Origin of the sequence: Bacteroides sp. M10 (assembly GCF_014334015.1) — a bacterium.
GTDB lineage: Bacteria > Bacteroidota > Bacteroidia > Bacteroidales > Bacteroidaceae > Bacteroides > Bacteroides intestinigallinarum.
Window position 1 is genome coordinate 3,350,494 of the sequence record NZ_CP060488.1, and the last position, 24,299, is coordinate 3,374,792.

Sequence of the window (24,299 nt, forward strand, 5' to 3'; positions counted from 1 at the left end):
TTTGAACTGTTTATTTAATGATACCACGTTCTGAATTACGGATGAAATCGATAATATAGTCAATTTCCGGACTTTTTTCAAATTCATCTTCTATTTTTTTCAATGCTTCTGTCGTGTTCAAACCACTTTGATAAATGATACGATATGCATTGTGAATACTTTCGATCACTTCATTGGCAAAACCACGACGGCGCAGGCCGATGATGTTGATTCCACTAAAAGCAATCGGTTCGCGTCCTGCGATGATGTAAGGAGGAATATCTTTACTGAAGCGGCATCCGCCCTGAATCATTACATGACTCCCTACATGACAGAATTGGTGCATCAATACATTAGCGCTGACAATCGCATTATCATCAATAATGATTTCACCTGCCATCTTGGTAGAGTTACCGATGATACATCCGTTACCAACCAATGCGTCGTGTGCTACGTGTACACCCTCCATCAGTAAATTGTTATTTCCTACAATCGTGCGCCCTTTAGCTGCTGTACCACGGTTGATTGTTACATTTTCACGAATCAGATTATTATCCCCGATTTCGGCTGTTGATTCCTCACCGCGAAACTTAAGGTCCTGCGGAATGGCTCCGATTACGGCACCCGGAAAAATAGTGTTTCCGTTACCAATACGTGAACCATATAAAATATTGGCGTTAGCCATAATTTTATTGTTGTCGCCGATAACTACGTTCTTATCTATAAATACAAAAGGCGCAATTTCTACATTTTCCCCAATTTTAGCTTCGGGATGAATATACGCTAAAGGACTTATCATGCTTTTAATATATCAATTATTACTTATTTTTCACTATTTGTGCCATGAACTCTGCTTCGCAAACAACTTTCTCGCCAACAAATGCATATCCTTTCATAGTAGAGATGCCACGGCGGATAGGTGCCAGCATTTCTACACGGAAGATAATAGTATCTCCCGGCACTACTTTCTGGCGAAATTTTACTCCATCTATTTTCATGAAATAGGTAGAATAACGTTCGGGTTCGTCTACTGAATTTAAGACAAGTAAACCACCGACTTGTGCCATTGCTTCTACTTGAAGTACTCCCGGCATAACAGGTTCTTGTGGGAAGTGTCCCTGAAAGAAAGGTTCGTTAGCTGTGATATTTTTGATACCTACAATGTAATTAGCACCAATCTCAATTACTTTGTCAACCAGTTGGAAAGGATAGCGGTGTGGCAATAATTCGCGGATACGGTTTACATCCATTACTGGCTCACGGTTACAGTCGTAACTTGGCGCCTGTATTTCGTGCAGACGGATTTCTTTCCGCATTTGGCGTGCAAACTTATTATTGATCGTATGTCCGGGACGGGTAGCAATGATCCGGCCTTTTATCGGTTTACCGATTAAAGCAAGGTCACCGATTACATCCAATAATTTGTGGCGGGCACATTCGTTTGCCCAAACCAACGGTTTGTGATTGATATAGCCTAATTGTTCAGCGTCCATGTGAGGTACTCTCATCACATCTGCCAACTTGTCAAAGCTTTCCTGTGACATCTTGCGTTCGTAAATCACGATTGCATTGTCCAGATCACCACCTTTAATCAATCCGGCAGAAAGAAGCGGTTCTATTTCGCGAACAAAGACGAAAGTACGGCTGGCAGCCACTTCGTCTTTGAAATTATGCATATCCTCAAGTGTAGCAAACTGATTCGGGATAATGGTTGAATCGTAAGAAACCAGTACATTCAGACTGAAATTCTCGTCAGGAAGTACGATGATAGAAGAGCCAGTCGTTTCATCCCGGAACTCAATTTTAGACTTGATAATATAAAAGTCTTTGACGGCATTTTGTTCTACTGTTCCTACACGTTCTATTTCTTGTACATAATATTGTGCACTACCATCTAAAATAGGAAATTCCGGTCCGTTAACCTGAATAAGGCAGTTATCAATGCCCAATGCGTAGAGGGCTGCCATACCATGTTCAACGGTGCTTACTTTGACTCCATTCTTCGACAATACAGTACCACGAGTGGTTTCTGTCACATTGTCGGCTACTGCATCGATAGTTGGTTGTCCTTCTACGTCAATGCGCTGGATTTTATATCCATGATTGTCCGGAGCAGGATTAAATGTTACAGTGAGATCAAGTCCAGTGTGAAGACCTTTCCCGCTCAGTGAAAAGCTATCTTTCAGCGTTTTTTGTTTCAGCATTGGTTACTTATTTACTTATTTAATAGTTGTTTTAATTCTTCTATTTCTTTGCGCAAATTACGCAATTCTTTCTGCATATCCGGTAAGCTTCTTTGTGCGACGGATGCTTTGAAGTATTGCTTCAGTTCCATAGGAGGAGTTCCGATAAGCTGGCTACCGGACTTTATATCTCCGGGTACGCCTGACTGTGCGCCTAAACCAACTTTGTCTCCTATTTTGGAATGTCCTGCAATACCTACCTGACCTCCGATCATACACCATTCACCAATTTTGGTAGAACCGGCAATTCCGGCTTGTGCAGCCATTACGGTATGCGAACCTATTTCATCATTATGTGCTATTTGTATCAGATTGTCTAATTTGACACCACTATGCACTACCGTAGCTCCCATTGTAGCACGGTCTACACAAGTATTAGCACCTATATCTACTTTATCTTCCAGAATAACAATTCCGATTTGCGGAATCTTATCGTATCCGTTCGGGGTGGGAGCAAAACCAAATCCGTCAGCTCCGATCACTGCACCCGAGTGCAGGATACATTCGTTACCTATGCGGCAATCATGATAAACATTTACATTGGAGTAAAGCAAGCAACTGTTGCCTATCTTCACGCCATCTCCAACAAAAGTGTGTGGATAAATTTGGGTATTATCTCCGATCACGGTATTTTCGCCGATATAGGCAAATGCACCGATGTATACGTTCTCACCAATTTTGGCGCTGGGTGCAACGAAAGCTAATGAATCTATACCTTGTTTCTTAGGCTTGCTCATCTCATAAAGATTGAGCAATTTAGCCAGACTTTCATATGCATTGTCTACTTTTATCAGAGTAGCTTTAATTTCGTGCTCGGGAGTGAAGTCCTTATTAACCAGGACAATGCTTGATTGTGTCTCGTAGATGTAAGGTGTATATTTGGGATTTGACAGGAAAGAAATTGCTCCGGGCATTCCCTCTTCAATTTTAGCGAATGTGTGTACCGTAGCGTTTTCGTCTCCAATGATTTCCCCTTGGATAAATGCTGCAATTTGCTTAGCCGAGAACTCCATGTCTTTAATTTAAAATTTAATTAGTTCACAAATAACGGATTTTTTTTTCAGATTTCCGTGTTATTGCATGAATATTTTATACTTATCTGTGTAATCTCTGATAGCAGAGATAGTATTTCTTTACCTTTTTGGACAATAATGAGATGTTCAGCATGTCCGATGCTTCGGCAATATTTTTGATAGTGCCGTCTTTGTAGATAATGTCAATACTGTCATCTGCCGGGTCATACATATTCTTTTCGATGCTGGGGGTAGAGACAAAATAGTTCGCTTCGGAAAGGGTTATACCTAATTGCTGGCTGATGTGCAAAGTTAATTCTTTTTTTCTGTCCTCACTAATCGGTTCCGATGAAATTTCTACTTTAAAGATATTTCGGTTTATCATTCCCGTGCTTAAAGCAGAAAGTACCTTGTCTGCATGGGTACTCCACACTTTCAAGGCTGTCCATATATCATTGTCGTCCAGTTGGATAAAATTCTCCAGACAGTCGGGATTGTTATAGAACTCCGCAGGATTGATATCATTGTAAAGGAAAAAACGCAATGCGGGTGATGCAAACAGTTCCACTCCTTGTGATGCCAGTTCTTTAGCACGTAATAGGGTACTGATAAGCATTTTTTCGTATGCGACGGATGTCTTATGCAGATATACTTGCCAGTACATCAGGCGACGTGCCGTAAGGAAATTCTCGATAGAGTAGATCCCTTTGGATTCGATAACCAGGCGGTCGTCCGCTACATCAAGCATTTTTATAATTCGTGCGGAACCGATATTTCCTTCTGTCACGCCTGTGTAAAAGCTGTCGCGGCGAAGATAATCCAATCTGTCCATATCCAGCTGACCACTTACAAGTTGATGGAGAAAACGTTTGGGATATTCGTCTTTGAAGATTTGAATGGCAAGACTAAGCTGACCGTTCATCTCTTTGTTCATCCGTTCCATCAGCATGAGGGAAATCTCTTCGTGGGAGACTCCTTTTACTATAGTATCTTCCAGTACATGTGAGAAAGGACCATGTCCTATATCATGTAACAGGATGGCCGCCTGTACAGCTTCCGCTTCGCTGTCAAAGATAAAATTACCTTTAGAAGCCAGTTGGGTGATAGCTTCACTCATCAAGTGAAAAGCACCTAAAGAGTGTTGGAAGCGGGTGTGTTGCGCACCGGGGTATACAACAGATGACAATCCTACCTGCTTGATGCGGGTAAGACGCTGCAAAAGGGGATGCCGTACTATATCGTACAGTAACCCCTTTGGAATATTGATGAACCCGAATACGGGGTCGTTAATTATCTTTCTTTCGTAAGGCATTCGTTTTCTTTAGAGATCCTTTTTCTCTTTTCAGAGAATTGCTTTGAGTTGTTCAGCCATTTGCGCCTGTACTTCTTGTGCGGCGGTGCGGGCAGCTTCTGCAAATTTCTCTGTTTTATCTACGTAGATGATACCACGTGAGGAATTAACAATGATTCCGCATGTACTGTTCATTCCGTATTTACAAACTTCTTCGAGCGAGCCGCCTTGTGCTCCTACACCTGGTACGAGAAGGAAATGGTTCGGAACAATTTTACGAATATCTTCGAAAGCGCGTCCTTGAGTGGCACCTACCACATACATCATACGGTCGTCACTAGCCCATTCTTGTGATTTACGTAATACTTTCTCGAACAGACGTTCGCCGTTTACATCTTCTGTTAGTTGGAAGTCATGTGAACCTTTGTTGGAAGTCAATGCCAACAAAATCACCCATTTACCTTCATAGCTAAGGAACGGAGTAACGCTGTCTTCGCCCATATAAGGAGCTACCGTTACAGAGTCGATATTAAGCTCTTCAAAGAAGGTGCGGGCGTACATTGCAGAAGTATTTCCGATGTCACCACGCTTTGCGTCAGCGATGATGAATTGATCCGGATAGTTATCTTTGATGTATTTTACTGTCTTTTCAAATGCGATCCATCCTTTTACGCCCATGCTTTCATAGAAAGCCAGATTGGGCTTATAGGCGATGCATAAATCAGCTGTCGCGTCAATGATTGCTTTGTTGAATGTAAAGATCGGATCTTCTTCTTTCAACAGATGCTCCGGGATTTTCTTGATGTCAGTATCAAGTCCTACACAAAGGAATGATTTTTTGCGCTTTATGTTTTCAAATAATTGTTGCTTATCCATCTTATTATTTACTATTATACAATTTACTATTTTAAGAACCCGTTTTTAACTCTCAATTCTCAACTCTCCACTTCTCTAAAGTTCGCTTTCTTTCAAGCGTTCCGCGTTTTCTGCTACGATCAGGTGGTCGATACAGTCTTGAATATCCCCGTCCATGAATGCAGCAAGATTATAAATCGTGTAATTGATGCGATGATCGGTGATTCGTCCCTGTGGATAGTTGTAGGTGCGGATTTTAGCAGAACGGTCTCCGGTCGATACCATTGTTTTACGTTTGGAGGCAATGTCATCGATGTATTTCTGATGTTCCTTGTCATAGATAAATGTACGGAGACGGGCCAAGGCACGTTCCTTATTTTTCGGTTGGTCACGTGTTTCGGTACATTCAATAAGTATTTCTTCGGCAATGCCTGTATTCGGGTTCTTCCAGATATAACGCAGACGTACTCCGGATTCTACCTTATTTACATTCTGTCCACCGGCACCACCACTTCGGAAAGTATCCCATTTGATTTCTCCTTCGTTGATGACTACATCGAATTCTTCAGCTTCGGGAAGTACCGCCACTGATGCGGCAGAAGTATGAACACGTCCTTGTGTTTCGGTAGCAGGAACACGCTGTACGCGGTGTACTCCCGATTCATATTTTAAAATTCCGTATACATTATCACCTGTGACACTGCAAACAACTTCTTTGAATCCTCCTGCTGTTCCTTCGTTTGCATTGGAGACTTCCATCTTCCAACCTTTGGTTTCACAGAATTTGGCATACATGCGAAAGAGGTCACCGGCAAAGATAGCTGCTTCATCACCTCCTGCACCACCACGGATTTCAAGAATTGCGTTCTTGCTGTCTTGTGGATCGGCAGGGACAAGCATCAGTTTGATTTCTTCTTCCAATACCGGAAGGCGTTCTTGACTGTTGTCCATTTCTTCTTTCGCCATCTCGCGCATTTCGGCGTCCGATTCATTAGCAAGGATATTTTTAGCTTCTTCAATATTACCCAGTAATTGGATATATTCTTTCCTTGCTTTCATCAAGTCGTCTAATTCCTTATATTCTTTAGTCAACTTGACGTAACGTTTCTGATCGGCAATCACTGCCGGGTCTGTGATAAGGGTAGATATTTCTTCAAAACGGGCAACGAGTCCGTCTAATTTTTCTAATATGGTACTGTTATCTGCCATTCTTTAGTATCTAAATTCTCCGAATTCGCTCTTAATGATTAATTCTGTTTGCTCACATGCTTCAACACGTCCTACAATCTGTGCCGGGATACCGAATGACTCGGAAATAGCAATTACTTCTTCTGCATGTTCCGGTGACAAGTAGACTTCGAGGCGATGTCCCATATTGAATACCTTGTACATTTCTGCCCAGTCCGTACCGCTTTGTTCTTGAATAGTTTTGAATAAAGGAGGAACAGGGAAAAGATTATCTTTTACTACACGAACGTTTTCAACAAAGTGTAAAACTTTGGTTTGTGCACCACCGGAGCAGTGCACCATTCCGTGGATTTCCGGGCGCAGTGCATCGAGTAATTTCTTCACTACTGGTGCGTATGTACGAGTAGGGGAGAGCACTAACTTACCTGCATCAATTGGAGAATCTTCTACACTGTCTGTCAGTTTTAACTTGCCGGAGTAAACTAATTCTTCAGGAACGGCAGCATCGTAGCTTTCCGGATATTTTTCAGCAAGATATTTTCCGAATACATCATGACGGGCACTTGTCAAACCATTACTGCCCATACCGCCATTATATTCTTTTTCGTAAGTAGCTTGTCCGTAAGAAGCCAGACCAACGATCACGTCGCCCGGACGAATATTGGCATTGTCGATAACGTCTGAACGTTTCATGCGACAAGTTACGGTAGAGTCAACGATGATCGTACGAACCAAGTCGCCGACATCAGCAGTTTCACCGCCGGTTGCGTATACCCCTACACCCATTTCACGGAGTTCGGCCAGCAATTCATCTGTTCCATTGATGATGGCGGAGATTACTTCTCCGGGAATCAACAGTTTATTACGTCCAATGGTAGAAGAGACAAGAATATTGTCTACGGCACCTACACAAAGCAGGTCGTCGATATTCATAATCAATGCATCCTGTGCAATACCTTTCCAAACGGACAAATCACCCGTTTCTTTCCAGTACATATAAGCAAGAGATGATTTGGTTCCGGCACCGTCGGCGTGCATAATGTTGCAATAGTCCGGGTCACCTCCCAATATATCGGGGATAATTTTGCAAAATGCTTTCGGGAAAATTCCTTTGTCGATGTTCTTGATGGCGTTGTGCACATCTTCTTTTGATGCGCTTACTCCACGCATCATGTATCGTTGATTACTCATGAGTTATAGAATTATATTGTATACGGCTGCAAAAGTACAGCTTTTTTTTGGTACAGCCAACTAGGTACTGGCAAATGTTAATCATTAACTATTTAACTTTAGAATATTCTCTTGAAAAGGAGAATAATAATAGAAAATTAAGAGTTAAAATCATAGTAATGAGAACTGTGATTTTAACTCTTAATATGTAAGGGTTTTATCAAATCTTTTTAGAATTCTACTTTCGGAGCCTTTTCACTTCCTTCTTCTGCTTCAAAATATGCTTTCTTATCAAAGCCGAACATTCCCGCAAAGATATTCTTTGGGAAACGGCGGATATTGGTGTTATAAGCCTGTGCAGCATCATTGAAGTTTTTGCGTGCTACATTGATACGGTTTTCAGTTCCTTCCAGTTGAGCCTGTAATTCCAGGAAGTTTTGATTAGCTTTTAAGTCCGGATAATTCTCGGTAATAGCTAATAACTTGCCCAGTGCTGATGTTACAGCACCTTGTGCCTTTTGATATTGCGCCAGCTTTTCCGGTGTCAGATCGGCAGCGTCCACTTTTATTTGAGTTGCCTGGCTACGTGCGGCAACAACTCCCTCTAATGTTTCCTTTTCATGTGTCGCATATCCTTTTACGGTATTTACCAAATTAGGTATCAAGTCGGCACGGCGTTGGTATTGAGTCTCTACATTTGCCCATTGACCACTTACATTCTCGTCCATAGTAACCAGACCGTTATATACACTTACTGCCCATATGACAAGGATAGCCACAACGGCTAAGATGATAATAATTGACTTCTTCATGTTTCTTGTTTTTATTGAATTTGATAATCTGTTTTTTCTTATTTTCTTTAGAAACGTGAGCCGGCACCGCCACCGCCTCCCATTCCTCCGCCAAAGCTGCCTCCACCGAAACCGCCTCCGCCTCCTAAACTACCTCCGCCAAAGCCGCCGATAAATGGACCGCCTCCGCCACCTCCCCGGTGATGGTAATCGCTATCATAACTTTGTTGACGACGTATGATGGTATGTCCGCAGTTTCTACATGTATAGGTGACATCTTCAGTTTTCACTCCGTTAATCCGGGATACGACTGCACTTCCGGTTCTTTGTAATTGGTGTTTACCGCATTTCGGACAACGGCTTTGCCTGCGTGCAGAAAAGAAAGCAAGACCTCCACCGATGACAATAAAGCAAAGGATGGCAAGAACAAAATCAAAGGAACCACCGTCATTCGAATCGGAGAGGGCATCGTTTTCCATGGAACCGTCAAGACGCTGGCAAGTTGCTTTAATACCAGCCACCATTCCTGCATTCCAATTTCCATCTTTCAGGTAAGGAATCATATATTTGGTTTGAATCCTTTTGCAGATCGCATCGGGGAGCACTCCTTCCAGGCCATAACCGGTATAAAACTGGATACAACGTTGATCTGTGACCAACAAAATGACCAATCCATTATTTTTGCCTTTTTTCCCAACACCCCATTGGTTGAGTAGCTGGTGGCAGAAGTTGAAACAATCTTCTTCTCCGATTGAAGGAACTACGGCAACCACCGTTTCAATTCCTGTTTGTTGTTCCAAGGCATAAAGCATGGAGTCTATACTGTCACAAGCAGCCTGTGAAAGTATGCCGGCCGGGTTGCAAACATATTGCATTTTGTTTTGCAGGTGAACTTTCGGGAGGTTGTCCACCGTGTATACTTTCTCTTGAGCTTGTAGTGGGAACAGAAGAAAAGTTGCTAGTATAAAAGTCAATATTGATTTCATAACGATTATTTTACGTTTGCAAATATAGAAACTTTTTCTGTTATGAATCTAAAACTCCTTGTTATAATAGGTTTAATGAATGTATCGCCCGACGAATGCACGGACTCGGTCGGTATACTCCTGTTTATTCTCTTTGTATGAAACAGCATGAGCCGCTCCCGGCACAATCCATAGTTCTTTGGGTTCCGGTTTGGCTTCGTAGAGCGAATATGCCATCCAGGTGGGTACATACGTATCTTTATCTCCATGAATAAACAGCATCGGAAGTTGTGATTTGGCTACTTGTTTTAGTGAGGAAGCCTCTTTGAAATTCCATCCATATTTCTTTTCGCAGAGCCAGCTTGTGGAATACATTAGTGGAAAAGAAGGAAGGTGGAAACTGGCTTTAAGCTCATGTGAGAATTCGTCCCATACGCTGGTGTAGCCGCAATCCTCAACAAAGCATTTAACAAATGGCTTCTGTTCCTCACCGGACACCATCATGGTTGTCGCACCTCCCATTGAAATGCCGTGTACAACCATTTGCGTACTATCTCCGAAAATTTCATTGGCAATGTTCATCCATTGCAATACGTCCCAACGGTCTTTCCATCCCATCTGGATGGCCGGGCCTTCACTTTCTCCCTGATGTTGCAGGTCGGGAAGTAATATGTTATATCCTAAATCTCGATTATACAGATAACCAATCATAAACATACGGATAGCATTATCTGTATGTCCATGCACAATGACTGCTGTCTTACTGGTGGGTTGGGGAGCAGCAACATAATACGCATGAAGTTGTATTCCGTGCGGATTGATGATGAAAGTATCTTTCAATGCATCCACTTGTTTCAGGCTGTCCACCCAAGGACGCAGGAAAGGGTAGTTTCTATACATGAAGGGATAAGAGTCAGCATCTTTAGACAAAATCTTGGCATTCGGAGTCAATGAAAAGTTTAACATATAAAAACTTCCTCCGATGGTGCAGCCGGTCAATGCCAGCATGATAATAATGATGCTATATACAACTTTTCTCCTCATAAAAACTCTCTCTAATCCTTATTTATGCCATATCTCCCATGCGGCAAAAGCCTGGAGCAGCAGCATTTCCAGACCGTTTTTAACAACAGCCCCTTGTGCTTCTCCTTTTTTCATGAACAGCGTAACATTTGGATTATATAACAAATCGTAGAGCAAATGGTTTGGAGTCAGTAGCTCATAAGGAATATTAGGGCAGAAATCTACCTTAGGAAACATACCTACGGGGGTACAGTTGACGATAATTGTATATTCTGCCATAATTTCGGGAGTCAGCTCCTCATAAGTCAGCATATCATCGGCTTTGTGGGTACGTGATACGAATATACTTTCAATACCCAGGTTTTTCAGCCCGTGGTAGACGGCTTTGGAAGCTCCACCGGTACCCAGAATCAATGCTTTTTGGTGATGAGGCTGCAATAAAGGTTGAATGGATTGAGTGAATCCGATGATGTCGGAGTTGTAGCCAACCAGTTTGACTTTTCCTTTCTGCTGGCGGATGATTTTAATGACATTCACTGCACCTATCTTTGCGGTATCGCGGTCGAGTTCATCCAAAAAAGGAATCACTTGTTCTTTGTAGGGGATAGTCACATTAAGCCCGCATAAATTGGGATTCTCTTCGATAACTTCCATGAAGTTATTAATGCTGGGAATCTCAAAATTCACATACTCTGCATTAATACCTTCGGATTTGAATTTCTCATTAAAGTATCCGATAGAAAATGAATGTCGCAGGGGGTAACCGATTAAACCATATTTTTCCATAATATAATAAGGATTAAATTAATCATTCATAATGACTTGGTACTATTTTGTTGCGGTGTAAAGAGTGCAGATGCCAAAGGTCAGCCGTTTGAAGTTGACTTCGCTAAATCCGGCTCGTGCGATGACTCCTTTCATGACTTCCCCTTGAGGAAATACTTTGATCGTGTCCGGCAGATAGTGGTAGGCACTGTTGTCTTTGGAGAGAAGCTTGCCCAATAATGGAATGACGACTTTAGAGTAGATGGAAAACAGTTGTTTCATCGGGAAGCGGTCCGGAGTGGTAAGTTCCAGAATTACAAGATGACCGCCCGGTTTCAGTACGCGGCACATTTCGGAGAGCCCTTTGTCGAGGTCTTCGAAGTTGCGGATACCGAAAGCTACAGTAATAGCGTCAAAATCATTGTCGGCAAAAGAGAGTGAAGTGCAGTCCTCCCGGGCAAAAGATATTTTATCCGACAGTCCTTCCTTTTTTACTTTTTCACGTCCCACATTCATCATACCTTCCGAGATGTCCGTGCCGATCAGTTCGGCAGGTTGCAGTTTGCGGCAGGCGAGGATGGCAAAATCCCCTGTACCGGTCGCTACATCCATCATTCGCTGCGGTTGGAAAGGGCGTAACCAGGCAATAGCTTTTTTGCGCCAGCTGCGGTCGATACCTAAAGATAAGGTATGGTTCAGCTTGTCGTAGGCATGTGCGATGTTGTCGAACATACGTTCCACTTGCTCGGTCTTTTTTCCTTCTTCGTCGTAAGGCTTGATATGTTGTTGCGGGTAATCCATTCTTTTATTAGGTGATAGTTGATAAATGATAGGTGATAGTTGGGGGAAGATAGTTGATAAATGATAGTTGGAAGATGACAGAGTTAATAGTTATATGCGATAAGCTGCATATTAACTATCATTCATCATCTATCAACTATCATTTATCAACTATCACCTATCAACTATTTAAGAAGGTTTCGACGTTTTTGAATATACGTTCAGCAATATTGCTAGTATCTTCTTTCACAAATTTCTCACCGGTGATGTTTTCGAACAATTCGATGTAACGCTCACTGATGCTTTGTACGATAGCCGGAGTCATTTCCGGTACTTTCTGACCGTCTTTGCCTTGGAAACCGTTTTCCATCAACCATTCGCGAACGAATTCTTTAGAAAGTTGTTTCTGCGGTTCGCCTTTTTCGAAACGTTCCTGATAACCTTCAGAGTAGAAATAGCGGCTTGAATCCGGAGTGTGGATTTCGTCCATCAGGTAGATAGTGCCATTGTGCTTACCGAATTCGTATTTTGTATCTACGAGGATCAGTCCGCGCTCTGCTGCGATTTCAGTACCGCGTTTGAAGAGAGCTAATGTATATTTTTCGAGAATTTCATACTCTTCCGGAGTAGCCAGTCCTTGTTTCAGGATTTCTTCCTTAGAGATGTCTTCGTCGTGCAATCCCATTTCAGCTTTCGTAGTCGGAGTAACGATGGGTTCCGGGAATTTCTGGTTTTCGCGCATTCCGTCCGGCAACTTCACGCCGCAAATTTCGCGTACACCGCTTTTGTAAGTACGCCATGCGCTACCACACAGGTAACCACGTACAATCATTTCTACCGGAAAACCTTCACACAATACACCTACCGTTACCATTGGGTCCGGAGTAGCCATTTTCCAGTTCGGACAGATGTCAGTAGTGGCATCGAGGAATTTAGCTGCAATCTGGTTCAGCATTTGTCCTTTGTAAGGAATACCTTCAGGAAGTACTACGTCAAAGGCCGAAATGCGGTCGGTTGCTACCATGACGAGTTTTTCGCCGTTGATGTTGTACACATCGCGCACTTTTCCGTGGTACACGCTTTTCTGTCCCGGAAAGTTGAAATCTGTTTTTGTTAATGCTTTCATTGTCTTTATTATAATTACAAATTACAAGTTACAAATAACAAGTCGCAATAGGATTCCGAATCTAAAGACGATTAGTCTTTGGCCAGTTTCACCGGACGTTCGCCGTTGATAACCAGTTGTTCGTTTTTCCGTTTTTCCCGTTCGGCTTTCGCTTCTTTGTCGAATTTTTCGTAAGCATCCACGATACGTTCCACCAGTTTATGGCGTACGATATCTTTTTTATTCAGTTCAACAAAACTGATGCCTTTCACTCCCTTCAAGATGCGGAGAGCTTGCACCAATCCCGATGTTTGTGAAGCGGGGAGGTCAATCTGTGTCATGTCTCCCGTCACGATCATCTTGGTGTTCATACCCATACGGGTGAGGAACATTTTGATTTGCTGTGTGGTGGTATTCTGGGCTTCGTCCAAAATGACGACCGCATCATTCAGCGTGCGTCCGCGCATAAAGGCTAACGGAGCAATCTGGATAATGTTCAATTCCATGTATTCCTTTAACTTGGCGGCAGGTATCATATCCTGCAAGGCGTCATATAAAGGTTGCAGGTATGGGTCGATCTTATCTTTCATGTCGCCGGGCAGGAAACCGAGCTTTTCTCCGGCTTCTACGGCGGGGCGGCTAAGGATGATTTTTTTGATTTCTTTATTCTTCAATGCACGTACGGCGAGAGCGATAGCGGTGTATGTCTTTCCCGAACCTGCCGGACCGATGGCGAATACCATATCATTCTTGGCGAATCCTTCTACCAGTTTCAACTGGTTTTCGCTTCGGGGGATGATAGGTTTTCCTGTGACGCTGAACACAATCACGTTTCCTGCCTGTTCCGCTTGCGGCGCATTTCCTTTTATAATGTCAATGATAACTTCTTCTTTCAGTGAATTATATTCGGCGCAGTACTTTTCAAGTTTGGTGATATTTTCTTCGAAGGCACACATTTCCTCCTCGTCGCCCAGCACTTTGATGACATTGCCTCGGGCAACTATGCGTAGCTTTGGATATAAAGCTTTAATTAACTGTATGTTGGCGTTGTTTACGCCGTAAAAAATAACCGGATCAATGTCCTCAAGAACAATCAGTTTCTCTATCATTAAGTCGTATTAAAGAAAAATTTCTGCAAATTTAATGAAACGTTTTGGATTCTCTGATTGTTTAGAGGTGAATTTTACTGCAATTTACATTCATCTTCCGTTCATCGGGCAGTAATATGGAAACAACCTTGCTTCAGTTCGTATTTGATATAGCATTTTTCAGCTTGTCGTAGATCTCTTAAAACTTCGGATAGAACAAGTTTCAGTGTGTCGGCACTCACGTCCTGCATAGGGCGACCGTCTTTATCTTCCACTTTCTTAAAACGTTTCCAACTAACATCAAAAGTAGCTCCGAAACAATGTGCCGAGTTGGCGGAGGCATTTCCATTGCGACGGCGGAGACGTTTCACATCGTTTTCAGTACGTAGTACGGAGGTGATGATTACCTGATTGGGATTCAGACCTTTGGCAGCCAATGAATCGAGAAAGTTGGAGCCGATTGTATCGAGCAATGCGCTGGCACGTGGAACGAGGTAGGGAATGGAATGTGTCAATGAATCCACTGCATAAAATTCATTATCAGTGATATGAGTCAACTTTTCTTTCATTGCTTCCGCTTCCTCTCGGTCTGCCAGCGGGCTGATACCTATCTTTTTAGCGACTTCCAGATGTGCATCGTTCAAATCAGGGAAAGAACGTTTGTAACTGACAACGCCACGAATGTTGTGCGGCTTGTTCAATTTCAGTGACATGTCTTTCTTTTTGCAGCTTGAAGTAAGCGTTGTAAGCCCAATAACAAGTAAAAATAGCGGTAATATGCGAAGCTTGTAAGTAGTCATTTTGTATTTTTTGCCCGCAAATATACGCTATTTTTTCATACGTTCTATGCTTTGCATTATTTTCCGCCTCATATCTTTTATGGGTCACTCTAAAATATTTTCCGGTATTTCCGGACGGGTATCAAGAGTGCCTATAATGGTATAATCCGTGTTATCTATTGTTGTCTTCAATGATGGTATTATCAAATAGTTGCTTTTAGTTGCAGGCTCTATGGGAAGTTCTCCCCATTTTACATTTAAAAATCTGTGCATAAGATTAATGACAGCATTTGCGTTGGTGTGCTCATCAGATAATTCAAATCTTAGTTTGTGAGGAGTCGGGTTTATTGCTTCATCCGTGAAATTTTCTTGTTCATCGGACTTGTATTTTAAAGTTAAATAAATTGAGGCATCCGGATTCGATGAGTCATTTTGGGTAAACTCGTATGTCCCTTTGGTTAACAGAGTAGGGGCTAGTTCGTGTTGAGGGTAAATATAACGGACAAAGTAGCAGTCTTTAGCTTCATTGTTTATCAGATAGACCGCAGTACCATTGGAAAGTGCCGGATGATTGCTCTCTTTTATTGCGTATGCCAGATAGCTGTCTGTAATTTTAATTTTCAAGTCAACAGTTTCGTTGGTGATGTTGTCCTTTACGCTTACCTTTGTTTCTCCTTTCTTTTTGGGATAAACTAATAAACTTCCCATTCCTGTGGAACTGGATAAATCTACACTTATACTCAAAATCTCTGTTCTTTCTACGGTTACAGTGTAGTCTCTGTTTCCGCCCCTAATCATAATATCGGCTGCTCCTAGCAAGGGTCGTTCATAATATTCTTTTTCGAAAGATAAGGGATATATTTCTTTTTCATCGTCATTACCGCAACTAAAAAGAAAAATGGTACAAAGAAATGACAGTAGTGCTCCAAGTAAATGTTTTGTCTTCATGATTATTCTGTTTTATAGTTTAGCAGGAGAGATATAGCTGTATAAGTTCCTGTGTTGATGTTGGAGACAAATATATGGATTTAATCAATATAATTAATTAAATGTTATATTTATTTCCTGCCATCAAGCAATTTTCATACATTTGTGACTGCTTATCAAAAGAATAGGTTGTTTTCCCACTAAACATAACACACATGAAAACAGATTTCGATTACAATTCTATGCCCGTCAGCTTCGCTCATTGCTTGAATGGACATTGTTTGCGTGCGGACAAATGTCTGCGTCGACAAGTAACTCTCCGGATGCCGAAAGAACGGGCTGCTGTAACGGTTATCAATCCCGAACATATCAATTCCGATGGTGGAGACTGCACTTACTTTATTGATGAAAAGCCTTTGCTTTTTGCACGGGGAATGAAACATATATTGGACCGTGTGCCGCTTGCTGATGCCAACATTATTAAACGACAGATGATTTCCTATTTCGGCAAGACTGTTTATTACCGTTGCTGCAACAAAGAACGATTGATAAAACCGAAGGAACAGGAATACATACAAGGACTTTTTCGCAAAAGAGGAGTTGTTGAATCACCTCAATTTGACGAATACATAGAATACTATGATCTAGGTTAAGGATATCTATTAGTTCCGGTAGTCCCATATATTGTGGGAAAGTATTCTCATGAAATGTGGGAATACTTTCCCGCAAAATGAGGGAATCTTTTCCCTCCAGCTAGGGAATCTCTTCCCACAATATATGGGACAAAGGAAGTCTGTGATGAAAGTAAAAAGAAGGTATATGCTTCCGTTTATTGAATATCAGTTCCGGTATGAGAAATGAATGATGATAAGTATGAGAAATACCGTCTATTTACGACTTTTCAGGCAAAATAATATGAGAAATACCTTATTGAAAAGTATTTCTCATATTATATGTTGTTGATTAGTAGAATATTAATTAAATCTTATGAGAATATGAGAAATGAAATTGCTAAATCATTTCTAGTGGGCTAGATCACTGTGTCTTTCAGCCATTTTCCGAAAAAACGGTCATAGACAATATAACCATCTGGTGTATTATATATTAGTTCTTTATTTAGTAAGGACTTCAGTGCCACGTTAACGCTGCTGGGCGTTTTTAGATGATGCCTTTTGATGAAGTCATTGGCATTTATACTTTTTATACAGCCTTCTGTGGCAATAGCTTTCAATAGATCCACTTGATTGTTGGTTAGTAGTGTCAGGTTACTTTGGTATATGGTTTCCTGTTCATCTAAAATGTCATTTATACAGCTATCTACCAGTCGGTTATTAATAGGGCTGATTTTCTTCTCATACAATCGGTTGAGTATGCTTTGAATGTACCAGGTGTGTCCGTTTTCAAGTTGGTATAAGTAGGAGAATGTTTCTAACGGTAGCTCTCTTTTTTCTTTGGCAAAGAATGAGTGTGCGAACGAATAATAATGCTCCAACGGAATCTCCTTTAACACAATAATTTGGGTACTTTGATAAAAAGGTCGTTTTGCAGAACTAAACATTTCTTCCATTATATGTTTTTTACTTCCGGAAAATATAAAGTGTACATTTGGCATGAATTGGATATGGGAACGGAGCAATGCTTCTACACCTTTTTCCGGATATTCTGTAATCTGTTGGAACTCATCAATGGCAAGGTAACAATGTTTTTTTGAAGCTGCCATATAGTCGAGCACTTCTTTTAGTGTCTGTTCGGCATGAGCAGGGACAAAGTCCAGAGTTACAGTAGGCATACCGCTTCTTTCGTCAGTACTGATTATGGGACGGCAAGATTTGAAGAAAGCGGTCATTTGCCGGAGTATATTTTGGGACAGGGTATCCAATTCTCCGAGAACATTTTGAGCAAGCAATTGTATGAATGCTTTTAAGTCGCGTGTGGGATAGATATCCATGTAGAAATAGGCGGTATTCGGATTCTTTTCCTGTTTCATCCGGTAGAATACATTTTTGATGAGTCCCGTCTTTCCCATACGCCGAGGGGATATTAATGTCAGATTCCGCCCGTTTTGTAAAGCTGAAATCATTTTATCAGTTTCTTTTTCCCGGTCACAAAAGTATTCCGGACTGTTATAACCGTACACAAGGAATGGATTATATGGTTTCATATCTTATTATATCTTTTATGTTACATATTTTATGTAATACAAAGAACGTAATAATTGGGGAATATTCAAAGACTTTTTTTATTTATGTGTATATAAATAGTGCGCTGATGAAAGAAAATGATTGTTCTTTCATCAGCGCACTATTATTTGTCGGAGCAGGATTATTTCTTATCCTTCTTCTCTTCAGCTTTCGTTACAGGCTTTTCCTCCGTTTTACTGTCCGGATTAATAATACCTTTCACCGTTTCACCGATGGGCAACTTATCCAGTACACCAAGACTTGGAGCTACCGTTTTCACCAGTGTATTCAGGAAATTGCTTGTGCCGCCGTTTCCTCCGTCGAATACAGTGATATTTCCTAAGTTCATGTGTTCGAATGCTTTTACCTGTTCGCCGGCGATTTCCTTCCATTGGTCTACCATCTTGTATTGGATAGCGATAGCCGGGTTCGATTCGGCTGCTCTTACCATTGCTTCGAAACCTTCCGCTTCGGCAAGTAATGAACGTTTCTTACCTTCCGCTTCTGCTTCCAGTTTCATCTGGATAGCTTTTGCTTCTGCTTCCGCTTGTGCCAAAGTAGCTTTTGCGCGTGCTTCTGCCTCACGAGTAATCTTTTCGGCAATGGCATTAGCCTGTAGAATAGCTTCCTGTCTGGCAATTTCCGCAGGAACAATCTTTTCGGCTTTCAATGAAGATTCCACTTTACGTGCTTTGGCTTCTTCTACCTCCTTCTGGGCTATTTCACGTGCAGTCTGTACGGCTGCTTCCGATCTGGCAGCAGCTTCACCGGCTTGCTTGTCGGCATTAGCTTGCGTCACGGCCAGTTCTGAATTTGACAGAGCCACCTCTTTCTGTGCGTCATTTCGTCCGATAGCAGCTTTCTTGGCTGCTTCCGCCTGTTTGATTTCCATATCCGAGTTAAGTTCGGCAACACGGCTTTCCTTTTCGGTATTTGCCTGTTCGATACGGATATTCTTTTCAGCTTCCGCTTTTGCTACTTGTGATTCTTTTTCCGCATTGGCGATGGCTACTTGAGAAATTCTGTCCTTATCTGCATTGGCAACCGAGATTTCCTGTTGTTTCTTCGTTTCTGCGATGGCGATATCTTGATCTTTACGCGTTTCTGCAACTTTGGTTTCGCGTTCCTTAATCTGATTGGCAATTTTGATAGCACCCAGCTTCTCCTGTTCTTCGATGTTAGCTTGTGCTTCGTTCAGAGCTTTACTTTCAGCTTCCTTACCTAAGTTGACAATGTAGTTGGCAGCATCACGAATGTCACTGATATTGATGTTCATCAGGTACAAACCAAACTTGCGAAGTTCGGTATCGATGTTGTCTTTTACTTTAGCCAGAAACTTATCGCGGTCTGAATTTAATTCTTCGATAGTCATATCGGCGATTACCATACGCATCTGACCATATACGACATCGGTAATTAAATTCTGTTTGTCGTCCATCGTCAAACCCAGCATACGTTCAGCAGCATTTTGCATTACTTCGGGATCAGTGCTGATAGCTACAGTAATGGTAGTCGGCACATCCACACGGATATTCTGAGCAGACAGTGCACCCGTCAGTTTGCATTCAATCTGCATTGGTTTCATGGAAAGGAATTCGTATCCCTGGATAATCGGCCATACGAAAGCTGCACCACCGTGATATAGCTTCGCCGACTTCTTATCTCCTCCTGTTTTACCATATACAACGAGGACTTCATCACTCTTACATTTGCGGTAACGAGAAAGGATACCAATAAAAGTGAGTAGGATGACTGCCACTAATATAGCAGCCATAATCAACATTTCTTGTGTCATAAAATTGTGTATTTGAATAGTTATTGAATGAATAGCGTTCCGTCTTTGTAACTGGTGATGATTGTTCTGTCACCTGTCTGATATGCTTTCCCGGATTCGGAGATGACGTCTACTTCGCGCATGGCTCCGTCCCGGCTTGTCTGTACTGTATATTTGCTGTCACTTTGCTTGAAGTATATAGTACATTCCCGTCCTACAAGTTGATCTGTCTGTTCAGAATGATTCACTTGTTGCAGTTGATAAGCTTTCTTATAGAGAAACCACACAGCGAGAACAAAGAAAAGACCCACCAGAATACCGATGACATAACTTTGAATTTCAGTGTTTCCCGCTAAATACATGTACCAGCCGAATCCGATTCCAAAATGAGTTAGTCCTTTAAAAGAAACTACGCTACTGATGTCAGCATCTACGTCTACATCTGCATCTATGTCTCCGAAAAAGATGGATAGAATGAATTGGATTACAAATATTCCTGTTGTCACAAGGGCAATAATAAGGAAAATGGTACTACTCATAATTGTGAGGTATTAGTGAATCATGATTATTTTGTTCTCCAAATATACAGGTTTATGCGAATTATACAAAGATAAATGAGATAAAATGACTACTTTTGCGCGCGAAAACCCTAAAAAAGAGGAATTAGCGTGCAAAGGTATTTTATTTATTTGGCTTACGACGGAACCAACTATCACGGTTGGCAGATTCAACCGAATGGGATTAGTGTGCAGGAATGTCTGATGAAAGCATTGTCTACCTTTCTGCGTCGCGAAATTGAAGTAATAGGAGCAGGCCGGACGGATGCGGGAGTGCATGCCTCTCTGATGGTTGCTCATTTTGATTCCGATGAACTGTTGGATACTACTTCTGTTACTGATAAATTAAATCGTCTGCTGCCTCCCGATATTTCTATTTATCGTGTTTGCCGGGTTCGGCCGGATGCCCATGCCCGTTTTGATGCGACTGCGCGAACTTATAAATATTATGTGACGACATCGAAATATCCTTTTAACAGGCAATATCGCTGGCGACTTTATAACCAGTTGAATTATGAACGCATGAACGAAGCAGCACGTATCCTTTTCGAGTACAACGATTTTACGAGTTTCAGTAAACTTCATACGGATGTAAAGACCAATATTTGTCATATCACTCATGCAGAATGGACGCAGGAAGAAGATGCTACCTGGGTATTTACCATTCGTGCCGACCGTTTCTTGCGGAATATGGTGCGAGCCATCGTAGGCACGCTCATTGAAGTGGGACGCGGGAAACTGACTGTTGAAGGTTTCCGGCGGATTATAGAACAGCAGGACCGTTGCAAAGCCGGGACATCTGCTCCGGGGCAAGCCTTGTTTCTGGTCAACGTGGAATATCCGGAAAGTATATTTGAATGTGATGACCAGCAATCATCCATAACCGGCGAACCGTCTGTCGCTGATAACTTATAATTGGTAATTAGTAAATAATAAATATTCTCATGTGGTTATTATTAGCATTCCTCTCGGCTACTTTGCTGGGCTTTTATGATGTATTCAAGAAGAAATCGTTGAAAGATAATGCAGTACTTCCTGTTTTGTTTCTAAATACATTCTTTTCCAGTCTCATCTTTCTACCGTTTATCCTGATATCCGTTTATCAACCGGACTTGTTGGGAGGAACAATCTTCAATGTTCCCGTTGCTGGTTGGGAACAGCATAAATATATTATCATCAAGTCGTTCATCGTATTGTCTTCGTGGATATTCGGATATTTCGGAATGAAGCATTTACCCATAACCATTGTGGGACCTATCAATGCCACCCGTCCGGTGATGGTGCTCGTGGGAGCTATGCTGGTATTTGGTGAACGATTGAATCTCTATCAATGGATTGGTGTGATGCTGGCCATTGCCTCTTTCTTTATGTTGAGCCGTTCGGGAAAGAAAGAAGGTATTGATTTTAAGCATAACAAATGGATCTTTTTTATTGTACTGGCTGCCATTACAGGTGCTATCAGTGGTTTGTATGATAAATATCTGATGAAGTCTCTGAATCCGATGCTGGTGCAATCCTGGTATAATGTTTATCAGGTGTTTATCATGTGTCCTATCCTGTTGTTGCTTTGGTGGCCTAAAAGAAAGTCCACTACTCCGTTCCGCTGGGATTGGACGATTATCCTGATTTCCATTTTCCTTTCTGCTGCCGATTTTGTTTACTTTTACGCATTAAGTTACGACGATTCGATGATTTCTATCGTTTCGATGGTCCGTCGGGGAAGTGTGGTTGTTTCTTTTACTTTCGGTGCGCTTTTCTTCCGTGAAAAGAATTTAAAAAGCAAAGCGATTGACCTTATACTGGTGTTAATCGGAATGATATTCTTATATTTGGGGTCTAAAAGTTAAAACAGTTACACAAGACTGTTTGTCATAGGTTAAATAAGATAGATATGAAAATAAATAAACTTGTTATCACTATATTCTTCTCTGCTGTCGGACTTTTTGTTTCGACTGCTCTTCAGGCACAAGAGGCCAAAACGTTGTTTGTGAATATGCCGGATTCTCTAAGCCCCTTGCTTACAAAAGTGAATCGTGAAGATTGCATAGACTTTCTGGAAAGTAAGATGAAAGCGCAAGTAGAAAACCGTTTTGGCAAGAAGTCGGAGATGACTGATCTTAGCAAAGACTATATCCGTATGCAAATGTCAGCTCAATCGACCTGGCAGATGAAAGTGTTGGCATTAAATGATTCAACGAACGTAATCTGTACAGTCTCTACTGTTTGTGCTCCTGCCTGTGATAGCAGCATCCATTTCTATACGGACGACTGGAAACCGCTTACAACATCTCTCTTTATTACCCTGCCCCTGATGGATGATTTTCTGAATGCTCCCGATTCAGCAGGAGTTTATGAGTTTGATGAAGCACGCCGTTCGGCAGATATGCTATTGATGAAAGCCGATTTTAATAAAGAAAATACGGAACTGACACTTACGTTAACAACCTCCGACTATATGTCAAAAGAAACAGCAGAGAAACTGAAACCGTTTCTCCGCCGCCCTGTAGTCTACCATTGGAAAAATGGAGCATTTATTAAATTGAAAATTGAGAATTAAAAATTGAGAAATAGGGATTATTCAATAATCCCTCTGATTAAAGATATCAAAAAGGCAACTAACTCGTAAAGAATTAGTTGCCTTATGTTTTTAAATTTTGAGAATATCCAGAAATAGCTATACCACAGCGTAGCTTATTTCTTAATTTTTAATTCTCAATTCTCAATTTAACAAGCATTCGTTGATGAACGCTATCATTTCCGGTGTGTTTGCTTCCACACTTTGAAGTAATTTGAATTGTGCTTTGGTGCGAACGAGGTTATGTTCCGGATATTTGATTTTATAATAAGTATCTCCGTTGATATAATCTGCCAGGAACCGTACGCACTGCATGTATGGGAATAAAGCCGCCGCATAAGGAAGATTCTCAATCTCGATCTGAGTCAGGAATGATTTGGCTCCTTTCAGATAGCCCTTGGTAAATGCTTTGAATATTTCCATATTGAAGTTTACACGATCAAGGTCTTTGTCGTCTTCATCACCTGTGTTGGCACCTGTACGTAGGAAGTCACCATAATCGGAGAATATAAAGCTAGGCATTACCGTATCCAGATCAATGACACAAAGCACTTTACCATCCTCGTCGAACATCATGTTATTCACTTTCGTATCGCAATGGCAAACGCGTTTGGGAAGTTTTCCTTCACGATATAAACGTTCAGCTTTACACATTTCATCTGCGCGTTTCTCTATTTCATCCAGATAGTATTTCACTTCTGCTACCCGTCCGGCAGCATCCTTCGCAACGGCTTCACGTAGTTGTTTGAGGCGGAACTCCATGTTGTGGAAATCGGGTATGGTTTCACCCAATGTTTCCGGAATATCGGCCAGCATAGCCTGGAAGTTACCGAAGGCTTCTCCTGCATAGTTGGAATATTCGGGATTTACCGTCTCATACGTTTTTGCACGTGGGATGAATACCATCACACGCCAATAACTGTCACCGTCGAACCAGTATGTTTTACCTTCTTCTGTTTCGAGGAAACTCAACACCTTGCGGTCTATATCCGATTCTCCGGCTTTCGTCAGTTTCTTGCGAATGTGATTGGTAACAGCGCTAATATTGGATTGAAGCATTTCTACATTCTGGAAAATGGCATGATTGATGCGTTGCAAAACATAGTCGGGAGCATCTGCTTCTTTGGTGTTTACTTTATAAGTGTCGTTGATAAGTCCTGCACCCAAAGGTTTGATTTCTTCTATCGTACCTTGGACTTTAAATTTAGCTACGATGCTAGATAAATCTTTCATGTTTTTTTTCTTTAAAAA

24 protein-coding genes are annotated in these 24,299 nt (G+C 41.6%); 4 read left to right on the forward strand and 20 right to left on the reverse strand.

Features of this window, described 5'->3' with window-relative positions:
• Positions 1-10: 10 nt before the first annotated feature.
• The 16 genes from lpxA to H8796_RS11820 all read right to left on the reverse strand — a co-directional run bounded on the left by lpxA (position 11) and on the right by H8796_RS11820 (position 15,983).
• Positions 11-778, reverse strand: coding sequence for an acyl-ACP--UDP-N-acetylglucosamine O-acyltransferase (lpxA, locus tag H8796_RS11745; protein WP_004324969.1), 768 nt, complete (start codon positions 776-778; stop codon positions 11-13).
• Positions 779-797: 19 nt separating this feature from the next.
• A complete protein-coding gene (locus H8796_RS11750; RefSeq protein WP_004304529.1) occupies positions 798-2,183 on the reverse strand; it encodes a bifunctional UDP-3-O-[3-hydroxymyristoyl] N-acetylglucosamine deacetylase/3-hydroxyacyl-ACP dehydratase in 1,386 nt (461 codons plus the stop codon).
• Positions 2,184-2,194: 11 nt separating this feature from the next.
• Positions 2,195-3,235 (reverse strand): UDP-3-O-(3-hydroxymyristoyl)glucosamine N-acyltransferase, encoded by a 1,041-nt coding sequence (gene lpxD / locus H8796_RS11755; protein ID WP_074706692.1) that lies wholly within the window; start codon positions 3,233-3,235, stop codon positions 2,195-2,197.
• An 82-nt stretch (positions 3,236-3,317) separates the two neighbouring features.
• The gene (locus H8796_RS11760) at positions 3,318-4,547 is read right to left on the reverse strand and encodes an HD domain-containing protein (RefSeq protein WP_117936857.1); all 1,230 of its coding nucleotides are present in this window, start codon (positions 4,545-4,547) and stop codon (positions 3,318-3,320) included.
• Positions 4,548-4,577: 30 nt separating this feature from the next.
• Positions 4,578-5,402 carry an orotidine-5'-phosphate decarboxylase gene (gene pyrF / locus H8796_RS11765; protein ID WP_117936855.1) on the reverse strand — a complete coding sequence of 275 codons (825 nt, stop codon included), beginning with the start codon at positions 5,400-5,402 and terminating at the stop codon, positions 4,578-4,580.
• 75 nt (positions 5,403-5,477) lie between these two features.
• The gene (gene prfA / locus H8796_RS11770) at positions 5,478-6,590 is read right to left on the reverse strand and encodes a peptide chain release factor 1 (protein WP_004304534.1); all 1,113 of its coding nucleotides are present in this window, start codon (positions 6,588-6,590) and stop codon (positions 5,478-5,480) included.
• 3 nt (positions 6,591-6,593) lie between these two features.
• Positions 6,594-7,760, reverse strand: a complete 1,167-nt coding sequence (locus H8796_RS11775; RefSeq protein WP_117936853.1) for an AIR synthase-related protein — start codon at positions 7,758-7,760, stop codon at positions 6,594-6,596.
• A 209-nt stretch (positions 7,761-7,969) separates the two neighbouring features.
• On the reverse strand, positions 7,970-8,551 hold the full coding sequence (locus tag H8796_RS11780; protein WP_004304537.1) for a LemA family protein: 582 nt from the start codon (positions 8,549-8,551) through the stop codon (positions 7,970-7,972).
• A gap of 47 nt (positions 8,552-8,598) precedes the next feature.
• On the reverse strand, positions 8,599-9,516 hold the full coding sequence (locus H8796_RS11785) for a YgcG family protein (protein ID WP_117936851.1): 918 nt from the start codon (positions 9,514-9,516) through the stop codon (positions 8,599-8,601).
• Positions 9,517-9,588: 72 nt separating this feature from the next.
• Positions 9,589-10,539, reverse strand: a complete 951-nt coding sequence (locus H8796_RS11790; protein WP_187343980.1) for an alpha/beta hydrolase — start codon at positions 10,537-10,539, stop codon at positions 9,589-9,591.
• 18 nt (positions 10,540-10,557) lie between these two features.
• A complete protein-coding gene (locus H8796_RS11795) occupies positions 10,558-11,304 on the reverse strand; it encodes a shikimate dehydrogenase (protein WP_004304542.1) in 747 nt (248 codons plus the stop codon).
• Positions 11,305-11,346: 42 nt separating this feature from the next.
• Complete coding sequence (gene ubiE / locus H8796_RS11800; RefSeq protein ID WP_117936849.1) at positions 11,347-12,084, reverse strand: bifunctional demethylmenaquinone methyltransferase/2-methoxy-6-polyprenyl-1,4-benzoquinol methylase UbiE; 738 nt, start codon at positions 12,082-12,084, stop codon at positions 11,347-11,349.
• Between the two features lie 160 nt (positions 12,085-12,244).
• The gene (locus H8796_RS11805; protein ID WP_117936847.1) at positions 12,245-13,189 is read right to left on the reverse strand and encodes a phosphoribosylaminoimidazolesuccinocarboxamide synthase; all 945 of its coding nucleotides are present in this window, start codon (positions 13,187-13,189) and stop codon (positions 12,245-12,247) included.
• 71 nt (positions 13,190-13,260) lie between these two features.
• Positions 13,261-14,277 carry a PhoH family protein gene (locus tag H8796_RS11810; RefSeq protein ID WP_117936845.1) on the reverse strand — a complete coding sequence of 339 codons (1,017 nt, stop codon included), beginning with the start codon at positions 14,275-14,277 and terminating at the stop codon, positions 13,261-13,263.
• Between the two features lie 101 nt (positions 14,278-14,378).
• On the reverse strand, positions 14,379-15,056 hold the full coding sequence (locus tag H8796_RS11815) for a DUF5715 family protein (RefSeq protein ID WP_004301742.1): 678 nt from the start codon (positions 15,054-15,056) through the stop codon (positions 14,379-14,381).
• Positions 15,057-15,140: 84 nt separating this feature from the next.
• Positions 15,141-15,983, reverse strand: coding sequence for a hypothetical protein (locus H8796_RS11820; protein WP_117936843.1), 843 nt, complete (start codon positions 15,981-15,983; stop codon positions 15,141-15,143).
• Positions 15,984-16,177: 194 nt separating this feature from the next.
• Here H8796_RS11820 and H8796_RS11825 point away from each other — a divergent pair, with 194 nt between their 5' ends.
• Positions 16,178-16,615 carry a DUF6078 family protein gene (locus H8796_RS11825; RefSeq protein WP_117936841.1) on the forward strand — a complete coding sequence of 146 codons (438 nt, stop codon included), beginning with the start codon at positions 16,178-16,180 and terminating at the stop codon, positions 16,613-16,615.
• Positions 16,616-16,992: 377 nt separating this feature from the next.
• On the opposite strand, the gene H8796_RS11830 is transcribed toward H8796_RS11825, so the two are convergent.
• From H8796_RS11830 to H8796_RS11840, 3 genes are all read right to left on the reverse strand, one after another.
• Positions 16,993-18,123, reverse strand: a complete 1,131-nt coding sequence (locus H8796_RS11830) for an ATP-binding protein (RefSeq protein ID WP_117936839.1) — start codon at positions 18,121-18,123, stop codon at positions 16,993-16,995.
• A gap of 161 nt (positions 18,124-18,284) precedes the next feature.
• The gene (locus tag H8796_RS11835; protein ID WP_117936837.1) at positions 18,285-19,937 is read right to left on the reverse strand and encodes a flotillin family protein; all 1,653 of its coding nucleotides are present in this window, start codon (positions 19,935-19,937) and stop codon (positions 18,285-18,287) included.
• Between the two features lie 20 nt (positions 19,938-19,957).
• Positions 19,958-20,455 carry a hypothetical protein gene (locus H8796_RS11840; protein WP_117936835.1) on the reverse strand — a complete coding sequence of 166 codons (498 nt, stop codon included), beginning with the start codon at positions 20,453-20,455 and terminating at the stop codon, positions 19,958-19,960.
• Positions 20,456-20,584: 129 nt separating this feature from the next.
• Between H8796_RS11840 and truA the strand changes: the two genes are divergently transcribed.
• Genes truA through H8796_RS11855 form a run of 3 tightly spaced genes read left to right on the forward strand, consistent with a single transcriptional unit; the run spans position 20,585 to position 23,030 of the window.
• Positions 20,585-21,388: a tRNA pseudouridine(38-40) synthase TruA gene (truA, locus tag H8796_RS11845; RefSeq protein WP_061448067.1), complete on the forward strand. Its 804-nt coding sequence runs from the start codon at positions 20,585-20,587 to the stop codon at positions 21,386-21,388.
• A 29-nt stretch (positions 21,389-21,417) separates the two neighbouring features.
• The gene (locus H8796_RS11850) at positions 21,418-22,320 is read left to right on the forward strand and encodes a DMT family transporter (RefSeq protein ID WP_004301754.1); all 903 of its coding nucleotides are present in this window, start codon (positions 21,418-21,420) and stop codon (positions 22,318-22,320) included.
• A gap of 44 nt (positions 22,321-22,364) precedes the next feature.
• Positions 22,365-23,030 (forward strand): DUF3256 family protein, encoded by a 666-nt coding sequence (locus tag H8796_RS11855; protein ID WP_117936833.1) that lies wholly within the window; start codon positions 22,365-22,367, stop codon positions 23,028-23,030.
• 162 nt (positions 23,031-23,192) lie between these two features.
• Here the strand turns inward: H8796_RS11855 and H8796_RS11860 are convergent, their stop codons facing one another.
• Entirely contained in the window at positions 23,193-24,281 is a 1,089-nt protein-coding gene (locus tag H8796_RS11860; protein WP_117936831.1) for a phosphotransferase enzyme family protein, read from the reverse strand.
• Positions 24,282-24,299: the final 18 nt, after the last annotated feature.